Source organism: Pirellulales bacterium (assembly GCA_036267355.1).
Lineage (GTDB): Bacteria > Planctomycetota > Planctomycetia > Pirellulales > DATAWG01 > DATAWG01.
The window spans coordinates 37,086-56,470 of record DATAWG010000023.1 but is presented as its reverse complement, the minus strand read 5'-3'; the positions used below and the strand labels follow the sequence as shown (position 1 = coordinate 56,470).

Annotated in this window: 17 protein-coding genes; 3 read left to right on the top strand and 14 right to left on the bottom strand. The window is 61.5% G+C overall.

Features of this window, described 5'->3' with window-relative positions; genetic code table 11:
* The 11 genes from asnS to VHX65_03705 form a co-directional block, all read right to left on the bottom strand.
* Positions 1–1,218 (bottom strand): asparagine--tRNA ligase (gene asnS, locus VHX65_03755; GenBank protein ID HEX3997647.1); only part of this gene is annotated, 1,218 nt, incomplete at its 3' end.
* Positions 1,219–1,248: 30 nt separating this feature from the next.
* A complete protein-coding gene (locus VHX65_03750) occupies positions 1,249–2,538 on the bottom strand; it encodes a hemolysin family protein (GenBank protein HEX3997646.1) in 1,290 nt (429 codons plus the stop codon).
* 146 nt (positions 2,539–2,684) lie between these two features.
* Positions 2,685–3,164, bottom strand: a complete 480-nt coding sequence (gene ybeY, locus VHX65_03745) for an rRNA maturation RNase YbeY (protein ID HEX3997645.1) — start codon at positions 3,162–3,164, stop codon at positions 2,685–2,687.
* 16 nt (positions 3,165–3,180) lie between these two features.
* Positions 3,181–5,541, bottom strand: a complete 2,361-nt coding sequence (locus tag VHX65_03740) for an HDIG domain-containing protein (protein HEX3997644.1) — start codon at positions 5,539–5,541, stop codon at positions 3,181–3,183.
* Between the two features lie 184 nt (positions 5,542–5,725).
* Positions 5,726–6,676 (bottom strand): PhoH family protein, encoded by a 951-nt coding sequence (locus VHX65_03735; protein HEX3997643.1) that lies wholly within the window; start codon positions 6,674–6,676, stop codon positions 5,726–5,728.
* Positions 6,677–6,887: 211 nt separating this feature from the next.
* The gene (locus tag VHX65_03730) at positions 6,888–7,826 is read right to left on the bottom strand and encodes a phosphatidate cytidylyltransferase (GenBank protein ID HEX3997642.1); all 939 of its coding nucleotides are present in this window, start codon (positions 7,824–7,826) and stop codon (positions 6,888–6,890) included.
* Between the two features lie 192 nt (positions 7,827–8,018).
* Entirely contained in the window at positions 8,019–8,738 is a 720-nt protein-coding gene (locus VHX65_03725) for an isoprenyl transferase (protein HEX3997641.1), read from the bottom strand.
* A 174-nt stretch (positions 8,739–8,912) separates the two neighbouring features.
* Positions 8,913–10,247 (bottom strand): adenylosuccinate synthase, encoded by a 1,335-nt coding sequence (locus VHX65_03720; GenBank protein ID HEX3997640.1) that lies wholly within the window; start codon positions 10,245–10,247, stop codon positions 8,913–8,915.
* A 509-nt stretch (positions 10,248–10,756) separates the two neighbouring features.
* Complete coding sequence (locus VHX65_03715; protein HEX3997639.1) at positions 10,757–11,257, bottom strand: TrmH family RNA methyltransferase; 501 nt, start codon at positions 11,255–11,257, stop codon at positions 10,757–10,759.
* Positions 11,258–11,321: 64 nt separating this feature from the next.
* The gene (locus tag VHX65_03710) at positions 11,322–11,567 is read right to left on the bottom strand and encodes a type II toxin-antitoxin system death-on-curing family toxin (GenBank protein ID HEX3997638.1); all 246 of its coding nucleotides are present in this window, start codon (positions 11,565–11,567) and stop codon (positions 11,322–11,324) included.
* A 153-nt stretch (positions 11,568–11,720) separates the two neighbouring features.
* Entirely contained in the window at positions 11,721–11,948 is a 228-nt protein-coding gene (locus VHX65_03705) for an AbrB/MazE/SpoVT family DNA-binding domain-containing protein (GenBank protein HEX3997637.1), read from the bottom strand.
* 247 nt (positions 11,949–12,195) lie between these two features.
* On the opposite strand from VHX65_03705, the gene VHX65_03700 reads away from it, so the two are divergent.
* From VHX65_03700 to VHX65_03690, 3 genes are all read left to right on the top strand, one after another.
* On the top strand, positions 12,196–12,456 hold the full coding sequence (locus tag VHX65_03700; GenBank protein HEX3997636.1) for an NINE protein: 261 nt from the start codon (positions 12,196–12,198) through the stop codon (positions 12,454–12,456).
* Positions 12,457–12,631: 175 nt separating this feature from the next.
* Positions 12,632–15,907: a proline dehydrogenase family protein gene (locus tag VHX65_03695; protein HEX3997635.1), complete on the top strand. Its 3,276-nt coding sequence runs from the start codon at positions 12,632–12,634 to the stop codon at positions 15,905–15,907.
* A gap of 75 nt (positions 15,908–15,982) precedes the next feature.
* The gene (locus VHX65_03690; GenBank protein HEX3997634.1) at positions 15,983–16,162 is read left to right on the top strand and encodes a type II toxin-antitoxin system HicB family antitoxin; all 180 of its coding nucleotides are present in this window, start codon (positions 15,983–15,985) and stop codon (positions 16,160–16,162) included.
* Positions 16,163–16,491: 329 nt separating this feature from the next.
* On the opposite strand, the gene VHX65_03685 is transcribed toward VHX65_03690, so the two are convergent.
* The 3 genes from VHX65_03685 to VHX65_03675 form a co-directional block, all read right to left on the bottom strand.
* Entirely contained in the window at positions 16,492–17,049 is a 558-nt protein-coding gene (locus VHX65_03685) for a flavin reductase family protein (GenBank protein ID HEX3997633.1), read from the bottom strand.
* Positions 17,050–17,251: 202 nt separating this feature from the next.
* Complete coding sequence (locus VHX65_03680) at positions 17,252–18,160, bottom strand: DUF58 domain-containing protein (GenBank protein HEX3997632.1); 909 nt, start codon at positions 18,158–18,160, stop codon at positions 17,252–17,254.
* A gap of 120 nt (positions 18,161–18,280) precedes the next feature.
* Complete coding sequence (locus tag VHX65_03675) at positions 18,281–19,327, bottom strand: MoxR family ATPase (GenBank protein ID HEX3997631.1); 1,047 nt, start codon at positions 19,325–19,327, stop codon at positions 18,281–18,283.
* Positions 19,328–19,385 lie beyond the last annotated feature (58 nt).

Here is a 19,385-nt window from a genome sequence, read left to right as displayed (position 1 = left end):
CTCGCGCATCCGTGTTTCCAGCACGTCGAGGCGTTCCTCACGCTGGCTGCCGCCGATGATTTCGCCCACCTTGGGAACGAGAATATCCATTGCGCGGACCGTCCGGCCATCGTCGTTCAGCCGCATGTAAAACGATTTGATTTCGCGCGGGTAGTCGTAGAGGATCACCGGGGCGTGAAATTCCTGCTCGGTGAGATAGCGCTCGTGCTCGGCTTGCAGGTCCTTGCCCCAAGCGATCGGGAATTCGAATTGCCGCCCCGACTTCTGCAGAATGCCGACCGCGTCGGTATACGAAAGCCGCACGAAATCGGTTGTGCAAATCGAGTCGAGCACATCGATCACGGTATTGTCGATCCGGTCGCGGAAGAATTCCATTTCGGGCATGCATCGATCGAGCGCGTCGCGAAAGATGCGCTTCAAGAACGCTTCGGCAAGCTGCATGTTGTCTTCAAGCTCGAAAAATGCCATTTCCGGCTCGACCATCCAAAACTCGGCCAGATGCCGCGAGGTGTTCGAGTTTTCCGCGCGGAAGGTCGGCCCGAAGGTGTACACCTTGCCAAGCCCACAGGCGAACGTTTCGGCGTTGAGCTGGCCGCTCACGGTGAGATAGGCCGGGCGGTGGAAGAAATCGTGGCTGAAATCGACCGGTGCGTTCTGCCGGGCCAGTTTATTGAGATCGAGCGTGGTGACCTTGAACATCTCGCCGGCGCCTTCGCAATCGCTGGCCGTGATGATCGGGGTATGCACATAAAGGAAACCGCGATCTTGGAAAAATTCGTGGATCGAGCGGCTCACTTGGTTGCGCAATCGGGCAATGGCGCCGAAAGTGTTGGTGCGGGGGCGAAGGTGAGCGATCGTGCGCAGAAATTCCCAGGAGTGGTTTTTCTTCTGCAGCGGATAGGCCTCTGGATCCGACCAGCCGTGCACCACGATGCGCGCCGCGTGGACTTCCGTCGGCTGCCCCTTGGCGGGCGATTGCCGCACTTGGCCTTCGACCGTGATGCTGCAACCTGCCGCGAGGCGGCGGATTTCGCTTTCGTAGTTTTCCAACTTGCCGTCGGCGACGATTTGAATATTCGCTTGCGACGAGCCGTCGTTCAGCTCGAGAAAGCTGAATCCGCCTTTGGAGTCGCGGCGGGTGCGAATCCAGCCTTGCAGCCGCACATCGCGGCCGATCGCCGCCGTCTCGCGCGCCGCGCTTACGCTCATTCGTTCCATCGTGAGATCGATTTGCCTCCGTGCTGGGATCTATGCCGTCGGCTGGGTCGGGCGATTCAAGATTTGGATCGACACGCGGTCGATCCGCCGCCGCGTCGCTTCGAGCACCTTGATGCGCACATCCTGCCAGATCAGTTCTTCGCCGACGTTGGGAATTCGACCCAGTTCGTGGAATACAAAGCCGCCGATCGTGTCGAAATGCTCGTCTTCGGGAAGCGAGAGACCGAGCCGCTCGTTCAATTCGTGAATTCGCACCCGGGCAAGCGCCTCGGCCGCATGTTCGCCGAGTCGCGTGATGCCGTCGCTATCGGCAACGTCGTGCTCATCGGAAATTTCGCCGACAATTTCTTCGAGCGCGTCTTCGATCGTCACGATTCCCGACACGCCGCCGAATTCATCCAGCACCACGGCAATGTGATTGCGGCTACGCTGAAATTCTTGCAAGAGCTCGTCGACCGGTTTCGTCTCGGGAACAAAAAACGGCTTGCGGAGCAATTCTTGCCAGGGCTGCCGCGCGTGCGTGTCGGGCTTCGCCAGTTCGACCAGCAAGTCTTTCGAGTGCAAGATGCCGACAATATCGTCGGGACTGCTGTTGTAGGCGGGGATACGCGTGTGGCCGGCGGTGATCGCCAGTTGGATCACGTCGTCCCAGGGGAGATCGACGTGCATCGAAACCATGTCGGTTCGGGGGGTCATGATCCGGGCCACGGTGACGTCGCCCAGCTCGATCACGCCTTCGATCATTTCGCGGGCATCTTCTTCCAAGAGCCCTTCGCGTTCCCCTTCGCTGACGATGGTGAGAATTTCCTCTTCCAGCGATTCTTCAGTCACCCGCTCCACCTTTCGGCCCGACAGGCGGCGAAACAACTTGCAAAGCAGTTCCGCGCCCCAAACCGACGGCGCCAGCAGCACCGCCGCGGCCTTCCATAGCGACCAACTATGCAGCACGAACGAGTCGGCCCACAGCCGGGCCACGCTCGTCGGCAACCATACCAACGCAAACCACAAGACGACGACTCCGCCGACGATCGCTTCCACGGATTCCAGCCACTCCGCTCCTGTCGAAGCGGCCGCAAGCGACCGCGTCCAGGCCACGCCCGACACGATCACGGCCAGCGTGGCGAGCACTTGCAAACTTTCGGCGCCGAGGGTGGCCCGGTCTCGCTGCTCGACGATCTGGCTGAACAGCGGCCGCGTGTGCTCCTGGCGGCAAAGTTCGTCCAGCCGGGCCCGGCTGAAGCGGCGCAAGCAGCGAACGCCGACGGCCGCATAAGACGCGATCGCCAAACAAACGAGCGTGCCCAGAAACCACAGTATCACGAGTAATTATCTCCGCGGATGTCGGGGCAGCGGGCGTGACAGAAGGGAGACGGGCACCTCGCATAATCCGCTTGTTTCGGGCCTTTTCGTCCGGCCTGAAGCCCGTCCCCATTCTTTCACAAGCCCAGCGAGGTGCGCCATCAGGTTCATTCGCTCCATAGGCCGACGCGACCGGCCTGTTCCATCGGCGGCTCGTCGTGTTTCACCTGGATGCCGAGGGCCGCGAGATAATGCTTTTCGCGGCTCCGCATCTCGCCTTGCGCGGCAGCATCCCGATCGTCGTATCCGATCAAATGCAAAGTTCCGTGAACGACGTAGAGCAACAGTTCGTCGTCGGCCGGCCAGCCGAATCGGGCTGCCGAGCGAAGGGCCGTTTCCGCGCTGGCGACGACATCCCCTTCGAGGCCGGCAGAGTCGTCCAACAAGAAACTGAGCACGTCGGTCGCTTCGTCGTGGTCGAGAAATCGCCGGTTGAGATCGTGAATGGCTCGGTCATCGACCAGAGCGATATTGATCGCGGCGCTTTCAAGGCCCTCTTCTTCCAGCAGGGCCGCAACGGCAGCTCGCATCCGCTCGAGGTCGGCATCGACGTGCGACTGCCGGTTGTTGATTTCGATGGCAAACATCGGAGGCTCGATCGAATTAGGCTGTTTGCTGGTCGGGGTATTTCACGCGGCCATGGTAGACGGCGATCAACGACTTAATCAAGCTTTCTTCGATCTCCTGCAACTCTTGCAACGTCAGGCCGCACTCGTCGAACTGGCGATCGAGCAATCGCTTCATGGCGATCTCGTGCACCAGCGCTTCGATGCGCGACGGCGCCGGCTCGACCAATGCCCGACTGGCGCTTTCCACCGCATCGGCCACCATCAGCACGGCCGCTTCTTTCGTAGCCGGTTTCGGACCGGGATAGCGATACGAACTTTCGTCGACCTCGGCAGCGTTCGGATCGTTTTCGCTCTGGCGATTGGCTCGGCGGAAGAAATATTCCACGAGCGTCGTGCCATGATGCTGGAGAATGAAATCGATGATCGGTCGCGGCAAGTGATGTTGCCGCGCCAGGTCGGCCCCGTCTTTGATGTGCGCGATGATGATCAACGTGCTCATGGCGGGCAGCAGGTCTTGATGGCGGTCGGCCTCTAGCCCCTGATTTTCGACGAAATAGCCCGGCTTGAGCATTTTGCCGATGTCGTGGAAATAAGCTCCGACGCGAACGAGCAGCCCGTGCGCCCCGATGCTTTCCGCGGCGGCTTCGGCAATCGAGGCCACGTTGATCGAATGGTTGTACGTGCCGGGGGCTCGGCGAACCAATTCCTGCAATAGCGGATGGGCGATATCGCCGATTTCGAGCAGGCTGATATCGGTCAACACGCCGAACGTCTTTTCGATGAACGGCAACAGCCCGGTCATGAGGAATCCGGCCGCGACGCAGCACAAGCCGATCCGGCCCGCCTCGCGCAGCAGAATGTAGTTCCAAGGTTGCCCGTCGAGCAGATGAACCCCGATCGAAGTCAATACTCCCACCACTCCGCAACAGAGCCCGACGTAGATCAACTTGCTGCGCGTGCGAATTCGGCCGAGGAGAAATATGGCCGTCGCCGAAGCGCTAAGGAGCGTGACATATTCGGGCAATCCTTGTCCCAGCCCGAGCACGACCACGAGCGACATCGCCGCGCTCAACAGCAATGCGAGCTCCTGGTGATAGGCAATCGCCACGGTCATCGCGAAGAGCAACAGCGGAACAAGCTCGGCGCGCCATGCGTCGCCGGCATCGAGCCACGCCTCGTTCGAGGTCATCCAGGCCTCGTCGCCCGCCATCTTGCAAAGAGCGACGGTGACGACGCACAATCCCAGCAGCGTTGCGAAGCGACGAAAATCGGAAAGCACCGCGCGGCTGCGGGCGAAGATATACACTCCGCACAGCCCGAACAACGCCGCGAACATTCCCAAGAGGGCCGCGGCGCGATAAAGCTTCTCGCCGCCCGTGAGTTGGGCGATTTCGGCCTGATATTCCCGGCGGAGCAAGCGCATGGTCAAGTTATCGAGCGGCACGCCGCCTTTGGCCAGCAGGTCGCCGCGCCCCTCCGGCGGGCGGACGGGATCAATGCCGTTCGAATAGGTCTTGTAATAATCGGGAACGTTTTTTTCGGCGTCGTGGATTTTCGTTTGCGTCGCCTCGTCGTCGTACTTCAGCGTGGCCTGATCCTTGACGCTCGTAAGTTTTGGCTTAAGCCAGAAAAAGACGAGCTGCGCGATTTCGGGCGAGCCGAGTTCGGTCTTCAAGCGGTTGTGGAGTTGGGCGATCGCTTCGCCGAAGAGAACTTCGGACACGGGCACAAAGATCGGAAAAGATCGATCGCCGACCGGATGCACCTCGATTTGCGTCTGGTTTCCTTCCACCTCTCCGGCGGTCTGGTGCAACTGCGACAAAAACCCCTTCTGCTCCAGTTCGGCGAACGCGCGGTCGATTTCCTTTTCAAACGACGTGCGAAGTTCTTTCGTCTCGACAGCGGCATGGAATTTCTGAAAATCGCGTTCCATATCGGCGTGACTGAGGGCGACGTTTGTCGCACCGGGGGGCGGATAAAATTCGTCCCACATTTTTGGCCGCAACGCCTTCAAGTTTGCCGCCGCGCCGACTTCGGCCACGGCATTTTTTAGCGCGGCTCGCAGTTGCACGAGCGGCGCCGGATCCTGCGTATAGACATACACCACCTGGGCGGCGGCCTTGGTTTTGGCTTCGTTCGTCTTCTCGTGATCGAGGCGTTGGAACGTCACCCTGGCATCGATATCGCGGCCCGGCGTATAACCGAGCCGATAGGGGAACGGCGGAGCCCAGCCGCCGAGCATGCACCACATCACCAGCGCCGCGGCGAAGCAGAGCGCGATCCGCCACAGCACCTCCGCCCGCTGCAGCGACTCGACGAATCGATCGAACATGCCGGGCGGCAGTTCGAGCGCGGCCACGCGCTGCGATCGGTTTCGTTTCTGTCCGTTGGCCATTGGTGCTAGGGGCTAGGGGCGAAGCGCGAGGAGCGAGGAGGCAAGCGAAGCCGCGTATTGCGGTGCGCGACGCGCGAAGCCGCAAGCGCGCATCCGTCACAAAGCAGGAGGGATGCTCGCTTGCGGTTTCGCGCGTCGTATTGTCCGTTGCTTCGCATCGTTTTTCCGCCGTGCTTGGCTTGCCCTATCTACGCCGTCGCGGCTCGTCTTCATACGCGCGCACGATATCTTGCACCAAACGGTGGCGAACGATGTCCGCCCCCGTAAGCTGCACGTGGCAAAAGCCCTCGATCTCTTGCAATCGGCCGATTCCGTCAATCAACCCGCTGCGGGCGTGGCTCGGGAGATCAACCTGCGTCGTATCGCCGGAAACCACGATCTTCGAGCCCATGCCCATCCGCGTCAGAAACATTTTCATCTGGGCCACGGTCGTGTTTTGAGCTTCATCGAGAATGATGAACGCATCGTTCAGCGTCCGGCCGCGCATGTAGGCCAGCGGGATCATCTCGATCACATCTTGTTCGGTATAGCGCTTCACCTGCTCGAAATCCATCATCTCGCGCAAAGCGTCGAGCAATGGCCGAAGATACGGATTGATCTTGGCCTGCAAATCGCCGGGCAAGTAGCCCAGGCTTTCGCCCGCCTCGACCGCCGGCCGCACGAGTACGATTTTGCGGATCTTCTCCTGCTTCAGCGCGGCGACCGCCATCGCCACGGCCAAATAGGTCTTGCCGGTGCCTGCCGGGCCCGTGCAAAACACCAGATCGTAGTCCAAAATGGCTTGGACATACTGCGCTTGCCCGGCGGTTCGCGGCCGCACCGTTCGCCCTGCCTGGAGCACTTCGATGGGCCGTTGATCGGCCAAAGCGATGCCGTTGCCGGTAATGTGCGCGAGCACCTCGGCCACGTCGGCCGCGTGAACGGCTCCCTTGCGTTCGGCTAGCCCCTTCAATTGCTCCAACACGGCGGTGGCCTTCCGCACCGACGATTCTTCCCCTTCGACATGGATGCGCTCATCCCGTGCCGAGATATCCACTCCAAACGCGGAGCGAATCTTGCGGAGAAACTGGTCGCGCGGACCGAAGATCGACAGGAGCGTCTTCGAGTCGAGAACGGAGATTGTCGTTTCTGTCATCTATTAGGGCGCCGCTCTCTTGAGCAGCGCCGACCGGCTCCAAAAATTGCTTACCACCCCTTAACTATAGCGGAAGTGGAAGCGCCAAGGCCAGTAAAATGCGATGCAAAATACGCAACTGCTTATCCCAAAAGATGTTGTGTCGTGTTGAGCTACGGCGGGGCGCATCGCCTAAGAAGCCGCAACTCGATAAAATCGCCCAGTCCAGCCGTTACACTAAGCCCGTGGCCCAGCAGAGCCATGCCACGGGGGCGGCGAAGAGGATCGAGTCCAATAGGTCCAGCAGGCCGCCGAAGCCGGGCATCCAGGGGCTCGAATCCTTGCGGCCTGAATCGCGTTTGATCAGCGATTCGGCCAAATCGCCCAACAGGCCGGCGATGCCGACGATGATGCCGTAGGCGAGCCACTGCCAGCGACCGAGCGGTTCGCGGACCGAGCCGAGTGCGACATCCGGGCCGCCAATCGCTCCCGGCAAAAGCCGGAGCACGAGCCAACCGGCGACCGCGGCGAACACGACCGCCCCGACAAACCCCTCCCACGTTTTGCCGGGGCTGAGCAGCGGCGTCATCTTATGCCGTCCGAAAAGCCGGCCAACCGTGTACGCTCCCGTGTCTCCCATCTTCACCACCGCAATCAGCGAGGCGACGGCGGTCAGACCGACGTGGTTGCCGCGGTCGCCGGGGCCGCCGCGCAAGATGCGAAGCTGCATGGCGCAACTCAACAGCAGGCCAACATAAACAAGGGCAAGGATTGCCAGCGACAGCCGAGCCAGCGATTGGCCGGGCCGCTCGTAACGCCGCATTTCGCCGACGAACCCAATCAGCACTGCTACCAAAAACGCCGCCATCGGCCAGCCAAGCCGCGCGACGGGCGACGCCGTTTGCCCGGCCCGACAGAAAAGCGGCACGGCATTGATGCCGACGATGGCAAGGTTCCCGAAGTACACGAGGCACGCACTCGGCCGTTCATCGGCCGGCCGGGTCGCGAACATCCACAGCATTTCGCCACTGGCCACGATGCTCAGTAGCACCACCAGCGGAAAGAGCCAGCCGCCCGGCGGAAGGCCAGCGACGCCGGTCCCATCGAGCCAACACAGGCCGACGAGTGCCGCGATAAACATCGTGCCGAGGAGCAATCGCCAACGAAGCATGGGGAAGGGCGAGGGACAAGGGACGAGGGACGAGGGGCTAGGGACAAGGGACCAGTGGCTCGGCCAGGCAAAACTGACGGGTCGACGTTTCGTGAGCGGCAAGGCGCTCACTGCCGGGAGCCGGCCGCGGCACACATTCTACGAACTCCTCCGGCCGAAAATAAGGGTTGCTCGTCGCATCGAAACCTTCACCTACGCCGTCAATCCGCCAAAGCGGCGCTGGCGGGCGGCATAGGCCTCGATCGCCCGATGCAAATCGGCTTCCTCGAACTCGGGCCAGCAACGGTCGGTCACCCAGATCTCGGCGTAGCTGATCTGCCAAAGAAGAAAATTGCTGACCCGCATTTCACCGGCCGTGCGGATCAATAGGTCGGGGTCGGGCATCCCCGCCGTGTAGAGCCGATCTTGAATTGTCGCTTCTGAAAATGTGGCCGGCTCGAGTTGCCCGGATTCCACATCGGCCACCACGCGGCGGACCATATCGAGCAATTCGGCCCGCCCGCCGTAGTTGATTGCCAGGCAAAGCCGGGTGCCGGAATTCGACGCCGTCATGGCGATGGTTTGATCCATTTCCGCCAGCGTGGCCGGCGGAATCCCTTCGCGGCGGCCGATCATGCGAACCGAAATGTTTTGCTCCATGATCGTCGAACGTTCTTCGATCATGTATTGCTCGAGCAAGTGCATGAGGAAATCGAGTTCCTCCTGCGGGCGCTTCCAGTTTTCGCTGGAGAGGCAATACAGCGTCAGTTGCTCGATACCGAGGCGGGTGCATTCCTCGGTGGTGCGGCGGACCGTGGCCACGCCGCGGCGATGCCCTTCGATGCGCGGCAAACCCTGCCGCTGCGCCCAGCGGCCGTTGCCGTCCATGATGACCGCGATGTGCCGCGGCAATCGGGCTTCGCTGGCGGTCATAGAGGGACGAGGGGCGAGGTGCGCGGGGCGAGGGTGAGCAAGTTTTCCTCGCCCGCTAAGGCCTGAAGCATTTGCGAGCCCGACGCGCGAAACCGCAAGCGAGCTAGCACGCCGTTATGGATCGAATCGCGCTTGCGGTTTCGCGATTTTCTCCCGTTGCCGCGTGCCATGGCTTTACTCGCCCCTCGCCCCTCGTCGCTCGCCCCTGCTCGCCGGTCCCTCGCCCCTAAACATCGTCTGCTCGCGGTCGGGCCCGACCGACACGACATCGATCGGTTGGCCGACCAATTCGCTGAGCCGGTCGAGGTACAACCTTGCTCCCGTCGGCAAATCTTCCATTCGCCGCACGCCCGTGATTTCCTTTTCCCAGCCCGGGATGGTTTCATACACGGGCACGGCATGCCGCAAATCATCGACATGGCTTGGGAACTGGGTCACCCGCCGGCCATTCAATTCGTAAGCCGTGCAAATCTTCAGTTCCGGCAGATCGGCCAGCACATCCAGCAGCATGATCGCCAGCGAATCGACGCCGCTGAGCCGGGCCGTATAGCGGGCCGCGACGGCATCAAACCAACCGCAGCGCCGCGGGCGGCGAGTAACGGTGCCATATTCGTTGCCCCGCTCGCGAATATGCTGGCCAATTTCGTTGTTCTGCTCGGTGGGAAATGGCCCGCCGCCGACGCGCGTCGAATACGCTTTTAACACGCCGATCGTGCGCGTGATCCATCGTCCCGGCACACCCGACCCGCTCGACACGCCGACGCCCGAGCTATTGCTGCTGGTGACGAAAGGAAACGTGCCGTGGTCGATGTCCAACAGCGCTCCTTGGGCCCCTTCGAACAAGAGCCGCTTGCCGGTTTCGACGGCGTCCAAGAGCAACGCGGTCGTATCGGCGACGTAGGGCCGAAGCCGCTCGGCATAGGCCGTGTATTCGGCGAAAATCGCGTCGGCATCTAATGGAAGTTCGGGAGCCTGCCCGTTCAAGAACGACAGAACATGATTTTTGGCTTTCACGATATGCGCCAGCCGCGAGCGAAAATCGTCGCGATACAGATCGCCGAGCCGGATGGCAAACGATCGGCCGACTTTGTCGCGATAGCAAGGGCCGATGCCGCGCTGCGTGGTGCCGATTGCTTCGCCGCCGGCGAGGCTGGCATCCATCGCGCGATCTTCGGCGATGTGCCACGGGAAGATCACATGGGCCCGATCGCTAATCACCAGATTCTGGCCGCAAGCGATGCCGCGGGCCGTCAATTGATCGATCTCGCCGAGCAGGCTTTTTGGATGGATGACGACTCCGCCGGTAACGACGCAGAGCACGCCGGGCGAGAGAATGCCGCTGGGGATGAGCGAGAGCTTATACGTTTGCCCGCCGGCGACGACCGTATGGCCGGCGTTGGCGCCGCCTTGATAGCGGACGACCATATCATGTTGTTCGGTGAGCAGATCGACGAGTTTTCCCTTGGCCTCGTCGCCCCACTGCAAACCGATAACGCAAGTACCCGGCAAGAGAGAAACCTCGAAAAATTCGGCGGAAACAGTCGTTTTCGAACACCCGAATGTACGTTGCAGCGCAGGGGGTGGTCAAGCCGCTATGGCTCAGGAATGCCTAGAGCCCGGCATATCTTCTTTGCGAGCGGATTGCTGATTTCCCTGTGCCGGGGCACGGCCGTTCGATGAGAATTGACCGGGTTGCCCACCACGAATGCTTCGCGCCTTCTCGCACCAGCGAATAGCCGTTATCCGCCATGTGGGCAAGCAAATCGCGCCGTTTCACAATTCGATGCTCACTTCTTCGTAAGCATCCTTGGCGGCCGAAATTGCCTCGGCTCGGTTCATTTCGAGTGCTTCGCTGAGCGCGATCCTTAAATCGGCCAACAGCCCGCTGCGCGTACGGGATTGCGCATTAATGCCCTGTCATCTCTTCGATCCAACCGATCCACCATTTTCCGTCTCGCTGGACAACTGCGTGTACGCGGTTTTCATGTAGTTCTCCGAAAAGGGATTTGATAACTAGTTTATCCGGAAGGAAATTGCCGGCAATATTCGTAGACGGCCATCGCCGTGGCGGTGGCGACGTTGTAGGCATACGGCAGGCCGTAGACGGGAATTTCCACGACGTCGTCGAGCGGGCGCAGCTCTTCTTCCGTCAGGCCGAGACGCTCGTTGCCGATCACCAGGGCCGTCTTGCGCTCGAAGCGGTAGGTGTGCAAATTTTGCGAGCCCGTCGCTTGCTCCAAACCGACCAACCGGTAGCCGGTCGCTTTTAGCTCCCGCAGCACCGGCGGCAGCGTGCGGTGGACTTCGATCGCCACGGTGTCGGCCCCATCGCGGGCAATCTTGTCGACAATCTTCGCATGGCCGCAGCAAATCAATCGCCGGGCTCCCGCGCAGCCGGCGATGCGAACGATGTGCGAAAGATTGATATTGCTGCGCAACGGCGCGCAAGCGAGCAGCAATTCGCGCGGCCGGGCCAATGGCGTCGGCGGCTTGTGGCGCTGGTGGGTGAATTCAGGCATCGGTGAATCGTAATCGTTCGCGACCGCCGCGCCCGCCAGCGGACCAAATCGGCGACCAACTTCCCTAAGGAGCCTGGCGGGCGCGGGACCGAAAGAACTCGGCGGTTTCCGGCTTGCGCGACTCTCCGCGCGCGACCCACAGCGTCAGTTCAACCCAGCCATCCTCGTCGGCTGCAATTTCGATGTCGTTCATCGCCAGGAATATAATTGCGGCAGCCGCGCCGGTTCGTTTGTTGCCATCAATGAATGGATGGTTCTGCACGATGTGAAAAAGGTAGGCCGCGGCCATCTCGAAGAAGTCCGCATGCAAGAGCTGCCCGCCAAACGAGGCCCTGCGGCATCGCGACCGCCGAATGCAAGAGTCCCTCATCTCGCAGGCCGTGGATGCCGCCGTACGACTCGATCAGAAATGCACCCGCAGAATCCGGCCGAAATCCAGGAAGCAGGGCGCCGCCATGAACGGCTACTCCGCAAGGCGTTGCATCGCTCGACCGAATCGGGCATGGACCATTTCGAGTGCCTTTTGAAATTTCTTTTCTTCTTTGGCATCGCGAACCGGCGTGAGCACGAGGCATTGGCCGTCGCTCATGATCTCGAACGGCGTGTCGGGCGTGATGTGCAGTAATTCCAGAATCGGCTTGTCGATCACCAGCGCATAGCTGTTGCCATGCTTCGTGAGCGTTTTCATCATTTCTGAGCCTCCGCCGGTAATACAAAGTGCTAATTAAGTGTTACCCCGTTCTGCAGCGTTGTCAAGAACCGCTCGCCACGCATCGCAGCGGAAGCGGGCAGAGAAAACTTTCGGGTGATGATAGCTTGTCTAGCTCGTGGGAGGTATATTGCTTGTCCGATGGTGGCGTCGCGGTGCCGACACGGACAGCGGGATTTTTCTGCGGCTTCAGCGGTTACTGCAAGTCCTCTCAAATCAAGGTGAAGAAATGTCGCAGCCGAGCGCGGATAGCAGCAAACGCGTTGCCGCGGGAATCTGTGGAATTCTGATCGGTGCCTTGGGGATCCATAAGTTCATCATCGGACTGACCAAACCAGGCCTCATTATGTTGCTGGTGTCGGTGCTGACCTGCGGCATCGGCGCGATTCCGATGGGCATTATCGGTTTGGTCGAGGGCATCATCTATCTGACCAAGAGCGACGCCGATTTCTATCAGACCTATATTGTGGACAAAAAGGGATGGTTCTAGGCGCGGTTTCCGGCGCGGGGCTGCCCCGACGACGGCGCTGCCGTCATTTGCGGCCGAACTCCCTCTTCCGTCCTTGCTTGCGCTGCGGGCTTCCCGGCGAATGCTCGCGGCGGAATCTGCTCTTCTAGCTTGACCGGCGAGGGCTAATAATTGGAGCGAGCGTGCAGATCGGCCGATGGCAGCGGACTACCGTCCGCGACTTGCCGTCGATGTCGATCGCGCCTCGATTCTCTGGCCCCTGTCCCCCGACCCCTGGCCCCTCGTCTTGCCGCAGCCTTCGCTACCCGCCGACTTCAGCGCGGCCGACTTGGCCAGCATCGAGCGAACGACACAAGAAGTCGGCCGTTGGCTGCTTGCGCACCTCGACACCCGCCGGCTCACATTTCTGCAGCGCGGCTGGTGGGACGAGCGGCTCATGGAATGGGCCATGCGCGACGAAGCGGTCAAAGTGCAAATGTTTCGCTTCATCGACGTGCTGCCGATGCTCGCCGACAGCAAGAGTGTCGCGCGGCATTTGCAAGAGTATCTCGGGCCGGTGCGCGATCGATTGCCGAGCGCGGCTCGCGTCGGCTTGGATGTCGCCCGCGGCTTCGGCCCCGCCCAGCACATGCTGGCGAATGCCGCCCGGACGGGCGCCGCGGCGAACGCACGCCGTTTCATCGCCGGTAGCTCGGCTAAAGAAGTGCTCGAAGCGGCATATGCCGAACGGCTCGGCAAACGGGCCTTCACGCTCGATATCCTCGGCGAGGCGGTCACCAGCGAAGTCGAGGCCGAGCGGTATCTCGGGGCCTATGTCGAACTGATCGAAGCGATCGCTCCGACCGTAAACGTCTGGCCGGAGGTGACGCGATTGGATCGCGACGATCGTGGGCCGATCCCGCGCGTCAATGTGTCGGTGAAACTCTCGGCGCTGGATAGCCAATTCGACCCCATCGATCCGGACGGAACCACGCAGCGAGTCGCCGCCCGCTTGCGGACGCTCTTGCGGACCGCGCGGCGGCATCGGGCACATGTGCATGTCGATATGGAATCGTACGCGGCCAAAGATCTCACGTTGGCGATTTTTCAATCGGTGCTGGCGGAGGACGAGTTTCGCGATTGGCCCGACGTCGGGATCGTCATCCAATGTTATTTGCGAGATTCCGAGCGCGATTTGCAGCGGCTCGCCGATTGGGCCGTCGAGCGGGGAACGCCGGTTTGGGTGCGGCTCGTGAAAGGGGCTTATTGGGACTACGAGACGGTGCATGCGATTTCCAGCGGCTGGCCCGTGCCGGTGTTTCGCAATAAATTCGAAACCGACGCGAATTTCGAGCGAGCATCGCGGCGCGTTCTGCAACGCGCCGACCTGCTGCGCCCGGCGCTGGGCAGCCACAACGTCCGTTCGCTGGCCCACGGCATCGCGACGGCCCAATTCCTCGGCCTGCCGCCGAGCGCCTACGAAATCCAGATGCTTTACGGCATGGCCGATCCGGAAAAACAGGCCATCGTCGATCTCGGCCAACGGATGCGAATTTACATGCCCTATGGCGAGTTGATTCCCGGCATGGCGTATTTGGTGCGCCGGCTGCTGGAAAACACGTCGAATGAATCGTTCGTCCGTGCCAGCCTGTCGCAACATGTTGCCGTGGAAAAGTTGCTGATGAATCCGGAAGAGAGGGGCGAGGGGCGAGGGGCGAGGGGCGAGGAAAGTGGTCAAGGGTCGGGGATCAGGGGCCAGGAGGGAACTATGGCGAATCAAAGTGGGGGCGAGCGGCGAGGGGCGAGGGGCGAGGACATCAAAGAAAGTTCGATCGGCGTCGGAAAGCATCCCGAAACCTCACCGCCTGACAGCCTCACCGCCTCAAGCCTCAAGCCTCAAGCCTGTTTCCGCAACGAACCGCTGGCGGATTTCGCGATTGCCGAAAACCGGTTGCGGATGCGCGAAGCGCTGAATCATGTCCGCGCCGAGATGGGGCAATCCTATCCGCTGTGGATCGACGGCCAGACGGTGGCGACCAGCGGCTCGCTGAAATCGATCGATCCCTCGGATTTCGCCCAAACCGTCGGCATCGTGGCGGCGGCGGAATCGCGGCATGCGGCCGATGCGGTCGCCGCGGCTCGGCGCGCACTGCCGGCTTGGATCGCGCTCGGCGCTCAAGGCCGGGCCGAGTATTTGCTGGGAGCGGCCGAAGCGCTGCGCAGCCGGCGATTCGAATTGGCCGCCTGGGAAGTGGCCGAATGCGGCAAAACATGGCGCGAAGCCGATGGCGACGTTTGCGAAGCGATCGACTATTGCGAGTATTATGCCCAAGCGGCCGTCGCCCTGGACACCGGGCGAAAAGTGCACGTGCCGGGCGAAGAAAATCGCACCGAGTATTTGCCCCGCGGCGTCGCGGCCGTGATCGCCCCGTGGAATTTTCCGCTGGCGATTCTCACCGGCATGACCACCGCCGCCTTGGCTACCGGCAACACGGTGGTGATGAAACCCGCCGAGCAATCCTCAGTGATTGCCGCAAAGCTGATGGATGTTTTTAACGACGTGCGCTTGCCGCCGGGCGTGCTCAACTATCTGCCGGGCCAAGGCGAAGTCGTCGGCGCCGCGCTCGTGGATCATCCCGACGTCGCCCTGATCGCATTTACCGGCTCGCGGACCGTCGGCCTGGCGATCAACCGCCGCGCGGCCGAAATTTCCGCCAGCGCCACAGGCATCCGGCAAGTTAAACGTGTGATCATCGAGATGGGCGGCAAGAATGCGATCATCGTCGACGACGATGCCGATCTCGACGAAGCCGTGACCGGCGCCGTCACGAGCGCCTTCGGCTACCAGGGACAAAAATGCTCGGCCTGCTCGCGGTGCATCGTCGTGGGCTCGGCGTATGAGGCCTTCTTGAATCGGCTCACCGAATCGGCGCGCAGCTTGAAGATCGGCCCGGCCGACGATCCGTCGTCGCGAATGGGGCCGGTGATCGATGCCGAGGCGTTCGAGCGAATCCGCGGCTACATCGATCTCGGCCGCCGCGAGGCCCGCGAGGTGCTGGCGGTCGATATCGGCGTGTTGGCCGAGCGCGGTTATTTCATTGGCCCGCACATTTTCGCCGACGTGCAGCCGTCGAGCCGATTGGCGCAGGAGGAGATCTTCGGTCCGGTGTTGTCGGTGATCCGCGCCGCCGATTTGGGCGAAGCGTTGCGGATCGCCAACGACACCGACTACGCCCTGACGGCCGGCATCTACAGCCGCAGCCCGGCCCATTTGGACCGCGCTGCCCGCGAGCTTTTGGCGGGCAATGTGTATCTGAACCGCCCGATCACGGGCGCGCTGGTGAATCGCCAGCCGTTCGGCGGCTTCAAGCTCTCCGGCATCGGCGACAAAGCCGGCGGCCCCGACTACCTACTGCAATTCGTCGTCGAGCGCACCGTGACCGAAAACACCTTGCGCCGCGGCTTCGCCCCGCCGCCGGCGGAAGGAGACTAGAAGATTGTCCACCTGTTGTGACGCAAGTAGGACACAGAGCATTTACAACCGCTGCGCACGAACGAGATTCTCGCCATGAGCCTTTCCGTTGAAATCGAACAGGAAGACGACGGCCGCTGGCTCGCGGAGGTCTTAGAACTTGACGGCGTATTGGCGTACGGTGCAACGCGCGAGGAAGCGGTTGCTCGGGCTGAAGTGCTTGCGCTCCGCGTGTCGCCGACCGTCGGGAACACGGCGAAGCCGTACCAGAACTAGCCGGCGTTTTCTCGGAGGTCGCATGAGCCAATGGCGATCGACCAAGGCGGGCAAGGATTGGCTGTGCTCCTGCGAAATGGCTGGTCGATCAAGAGACAAGGCGGCTCTCATCGCACACTGGCATCTCCCGGACGACCGGACTTCGTCTTTGCTTTCCACGACGGTGAAGAATCGGGCCGCGAATGCTCGCGCGAGTTGCGAAGCGGACTGGGTTGTCGCCGGATGACTTATGAGCACGCGCCGAAGCGATTCGTGGCGCGGCCCGAAATCCGGCGCGCGACCCCGCCGGCATTTGGTGTACGCAGCGATCCAAAGCTCGACAGCCTCCCCTACAAGTTCTCCGGCTTGAATTTTCGGCGATAGCTCTTCGACGGGCCCGAGATCATGAACACGCCATCGCCGCGGTAGTGAACGGTTTTGGGGTACTTGGGCGACACAGCGACGTGCGCCTTGACCACCTCGAAAATGAACAGGCCGTGGCGGTCGACCGGCTTGGCGTCCGTGAGCTTGCATTCGAAATTGGCGTAGCACTCGGCGATCAGCGGGGCCGACACTTCGCTGGCCGCGGCGGCGGTGAGACCGAATTTCGCAAACTTATCGACTTCCGGGCCGTGGCAGTTGCCGATGCCGATCACGGCGTCGATCAGATCGGATGTCGGAAGATTGATCACGCACTCGCGGCTGCTGCGCACGAGCGAGTAGCTATGGTTCTGGTCCCAGATGTAGCAGCCCACGAGCGACGGCGAAAAGCCGAGCACCATGTGCCAGCCCAAGGTCATGATGTCGCGCTGGCCTTTGTACGCCGAACTTACGAGCACGATCGGCCCAGGCTCGAGAAACCGCCGCACCTTGTCGGTCGGGAAATTTTTCTTCGTGTAGCGTTTCATTGGTTCCGCCAGCACGCCCAAGCTAGATGGTTGCGGTTCTTGATTTACGTTTGCCTTAGCCCGCACCGCTTTTTTGCTGTGCGATGCCAATGGATTGTCCGGCGACGGCGGCGTATAGGACGTCGGCATCCAGGTCGGCGCCGTTGGGCCAGCCGATCGTTCCCAGTTCGGGATCGACCCGCACTTGCACGAGCGTCGCCGGCTATCGCCCGCGGTTCAACAGGCTGCGCTGGTTGAGATAATCGACGAACACTTCGCCCATGCTGCGGCTGGTGTCGACCAAGATGCGCTCGACCATGTTGTTGCGGCAGATTTCTTCGAAGCGGCCGTTGAATTTTTCCACCGCCTTCAAGTAGCCGCGCCGCAAATCCTCGGGCTGGGCCAACAGTTCCTCGGGGATTTCCAGGCCCTGGAACTTGATCATCCCATCGAGCTCGAACGCCAATTCGTCGTGGTGCATGATTTGAAACAGCACTACCTCGTGGCGATGATAGCGCATCCGCTGCAACACGGCCTCGAGGGCGTCGAGATCGGTGAAGAAATCGCTGAAGATCATCACGATCTCGCGGCGATGCATCCGGCCGACCAGTTCGGTCAGGCATTCGGACATGCGCGTTTTCTCGACCGGCTTCAGCTCGTCCAAATGGTCGGTCATGCGGACCACCTGGGCCATCGAATTGCTCGGCTGCAGGATGCCGCGCAGGCGATCGTCGAACGTGGCCAGCGACACTTTATCGCTCTGGCGGATGATCGAATAGCCGAGCGTCGTGGCCATTTGGGCGGCGTACAGCAGCTTTTGCTCGCGATCTTCGCCGTAGCGCATCGAAGCGCTGCAATCGATGATCAGATGGCAGACGAAATTCGTCTCCATCTCGTATTGCTTGATGAAGTATTTTTCGCGCGTGAAATAAACGCGCCAATCGATGTGCTTCGGATCGTCGCCGGGAACATATTCGCGATGGCTGGCGAATTCGACGGCAAAGCCCGACAGGGGCGATTTATGCGCCCCGGCGAGATTGCCCATCACCAAGCCGCGCGGCTCGATGTGCCGGTCCGCCATGCGGGCCAACACTTCGGGATCGAGATAACGGGAGAGAACGCTTTTTGCCATAGTGATGGGCGAGGGGCGAGGGGCGGGGGGCGAGGAAAAAACTCGGGGGGCCAGGATTCGGGGCGGGAGCGAGTGGCCTTGCTTCACTCGCCCCTCGCCCCTCGTCCCTAGCCCCTCTTGTTAGGCGGCGGGTTTCTCGTATTTCTTGTCGGCCGGGATCGCTTCCATGAGCATGTCGATCAATTGCTGGCTGCCGACGTTCGACGCCTGCGCGGCGTAGTTGCTGGCGATGCGATGCCGCAAGGCCGGCTTGGCGACCGCTTGCACGTCGCCGACCGTGGCATGGTAGCGGCCGTACAAAATGGCGCGAGCCTTCGCGCACGTGACGAGCGTCAGCACACCGCGCGGCCCGGCCCCCCAGCTCACCCAGCGGTTGACGAAATCGGGCGCCTCGGGCGTGTGCGGCCGCGATGCGCGAACCAGCGCCCAGGCATAGCCCAACACTTGATCGCTGACCGGCACGCGCGAAACCAGCTTCTGGATCTCGATGATATCGTCGCCGGAAAGAACGGGAGTGATCGTGCCCATCAGGCCGGTTGTCACGCGGCGGGCGACTTCCCATTCCTCGGCCGGGCTCGGGTAATCCACCTTGATATAGAGCAGGAAGCGATCCAACTGCGCTTCGGGCAGCGGATAGGTGCCTTCTTGCTCCAGCGGATTTTGCGTAGCGAGCACGAAGAACGGATTCGGCAGCTTGTGAACCTGCCCGCCGGCCGACACTTGCCGCTCTTGCATCGCTTCGAGCATGGCGGCTTGCGTTTTCGGCGGCGTGCGATTGATTTCGTCGGCCAAGAGCAGATTGGCAAACACCGGGCCGGCAAGGAATTTGTATTGCCGGGCGCCGGTTTGCAAATCTTCCTGAATCACTTCCGTGCCCGTTACGTCGCTCGGCATCAAGTCGGGCGTGAACTGGATTCGCTTGAACGATAGGTGCAACGCCTGCGCGAGCGAACTGACCAGTAGCGTCTTGGCCAACCCCGGCACGCCTTCCAACAGGGCATGGCCGCGAGCGAACACGGCGGTGAGCACCTGCTCGATCACTTCGCCCTGCCCGACGATCACTTTGCCGAGCTCGTCGCGAATACGGTTATAGGCTTGTTCGCAACGTTGCACGGCGGCAACATCGGCGGCGGAAGCGGTGGGAGGGGCGGCGGCAGTGGTGGACATGGCGGGCTCCAACTTGGGTCGTGTCGAGGTTTAATGACGAGGGTGTAAATGACTAATG

What these genes read in the sequence shown, in the direction of transcription:
- VHX65_03740 (HEX3997644.1), bottom strand. Translation starts at nt 5,541, where the DNA reads ATGGCCAACGGACAGAAACGAAACCGATCGCAGCGCGTGGCCGCGCTC.
- VHX65_03730 (HEX3997642.1), bottom strand. Translation starts at nt 7,826, where the DNA reads ATGCTTCGTTGGCGATTGCTCCTCGGCACGATGTTTATCGCGGCACTC.
- VHX65_03700 (HEX3997636.1), top strand. Translation starts at nt 12,196, where the DNA reads ATGTCGCAGCCGAGCGCGGATAGCAGCAAACGCGTTGCCGCGGGAATC.
- VHX65_03685 (HEX3997633.1), bottom strand. Translation starts at nt 17,049, where the DNA reads ATGAAACGCTACACGAAGAAAAATTTCCCGACCGACAAGGTGCGGCGG.
- VHX65_03695 (HEX3997635.1), top strand. Translation starts at nt 12,632, where the DNA reads ATGGCAGCGGACTACCGTCCGCGACTTGCCGTCGATGTCGATCGCGCC.
- VHX65_03725 (HEX3997641.1), bottom strand. Translation starts at nt 8,738, where the DNA reads ATGACCGCCAGCGAAGCCCGATTGCCGCGGCACATCGCGGTCATCATG.
- VHX65_03675 (HEX3997631.1), bottom strand. Translation starts at nt 19,327, where the DNA reads ATGTCCACCACTGCCGCCGCCCCTCCCACCGCTTCCGCCGCCGATGTT.
- VHX65_03735 (HEX3997643.1), bottom strand. Translation starts at nt 6,676, where the DNA reads ATGACAGAAACGACAATCTCCGTTCTCGACTCGAAGACGCTCCTGTCG.
- VHX65_03680 (HEX3997632.1), bottom strand. Translation starts at nt 18,160, where the DNA reads ATGGCAAAAAGCGTTCTCTCCCGTTATCTCGATCCCGAAGTGTTGGCC.
- ybeY (HEX3997645.1), bottom strand. Translation starts at nt 3,164, where the DNA reads ATGTTTGCCATCGAAATCAACAACCGGCAGTCGCACGTCGATGCCGAC.
- VHX65_03690 (HEX3997634.1), top strand. Translation starts at nt 15,983, where the DNA reads ATGAGCCTTTCCGTTGAAATCGAACAGGAAGACGACGGCCGCTGGCTC.
- VHX65_03715 (HEX3997639.1), bottom strand. Translation starts at nt 11,257, where the DNA reads ATGCCTGAATTCACCCACCAGCGCCACAAGCCGCCGACGCCATTGGCC.
- VHX65_03705 (HEX3997637.1), bottom strand. Translation starts at nt 11,948, where the DNA reads ATGATGAAAACGCTCACGAAGCATGGCAACAGCTATGCGCTGGTGATC.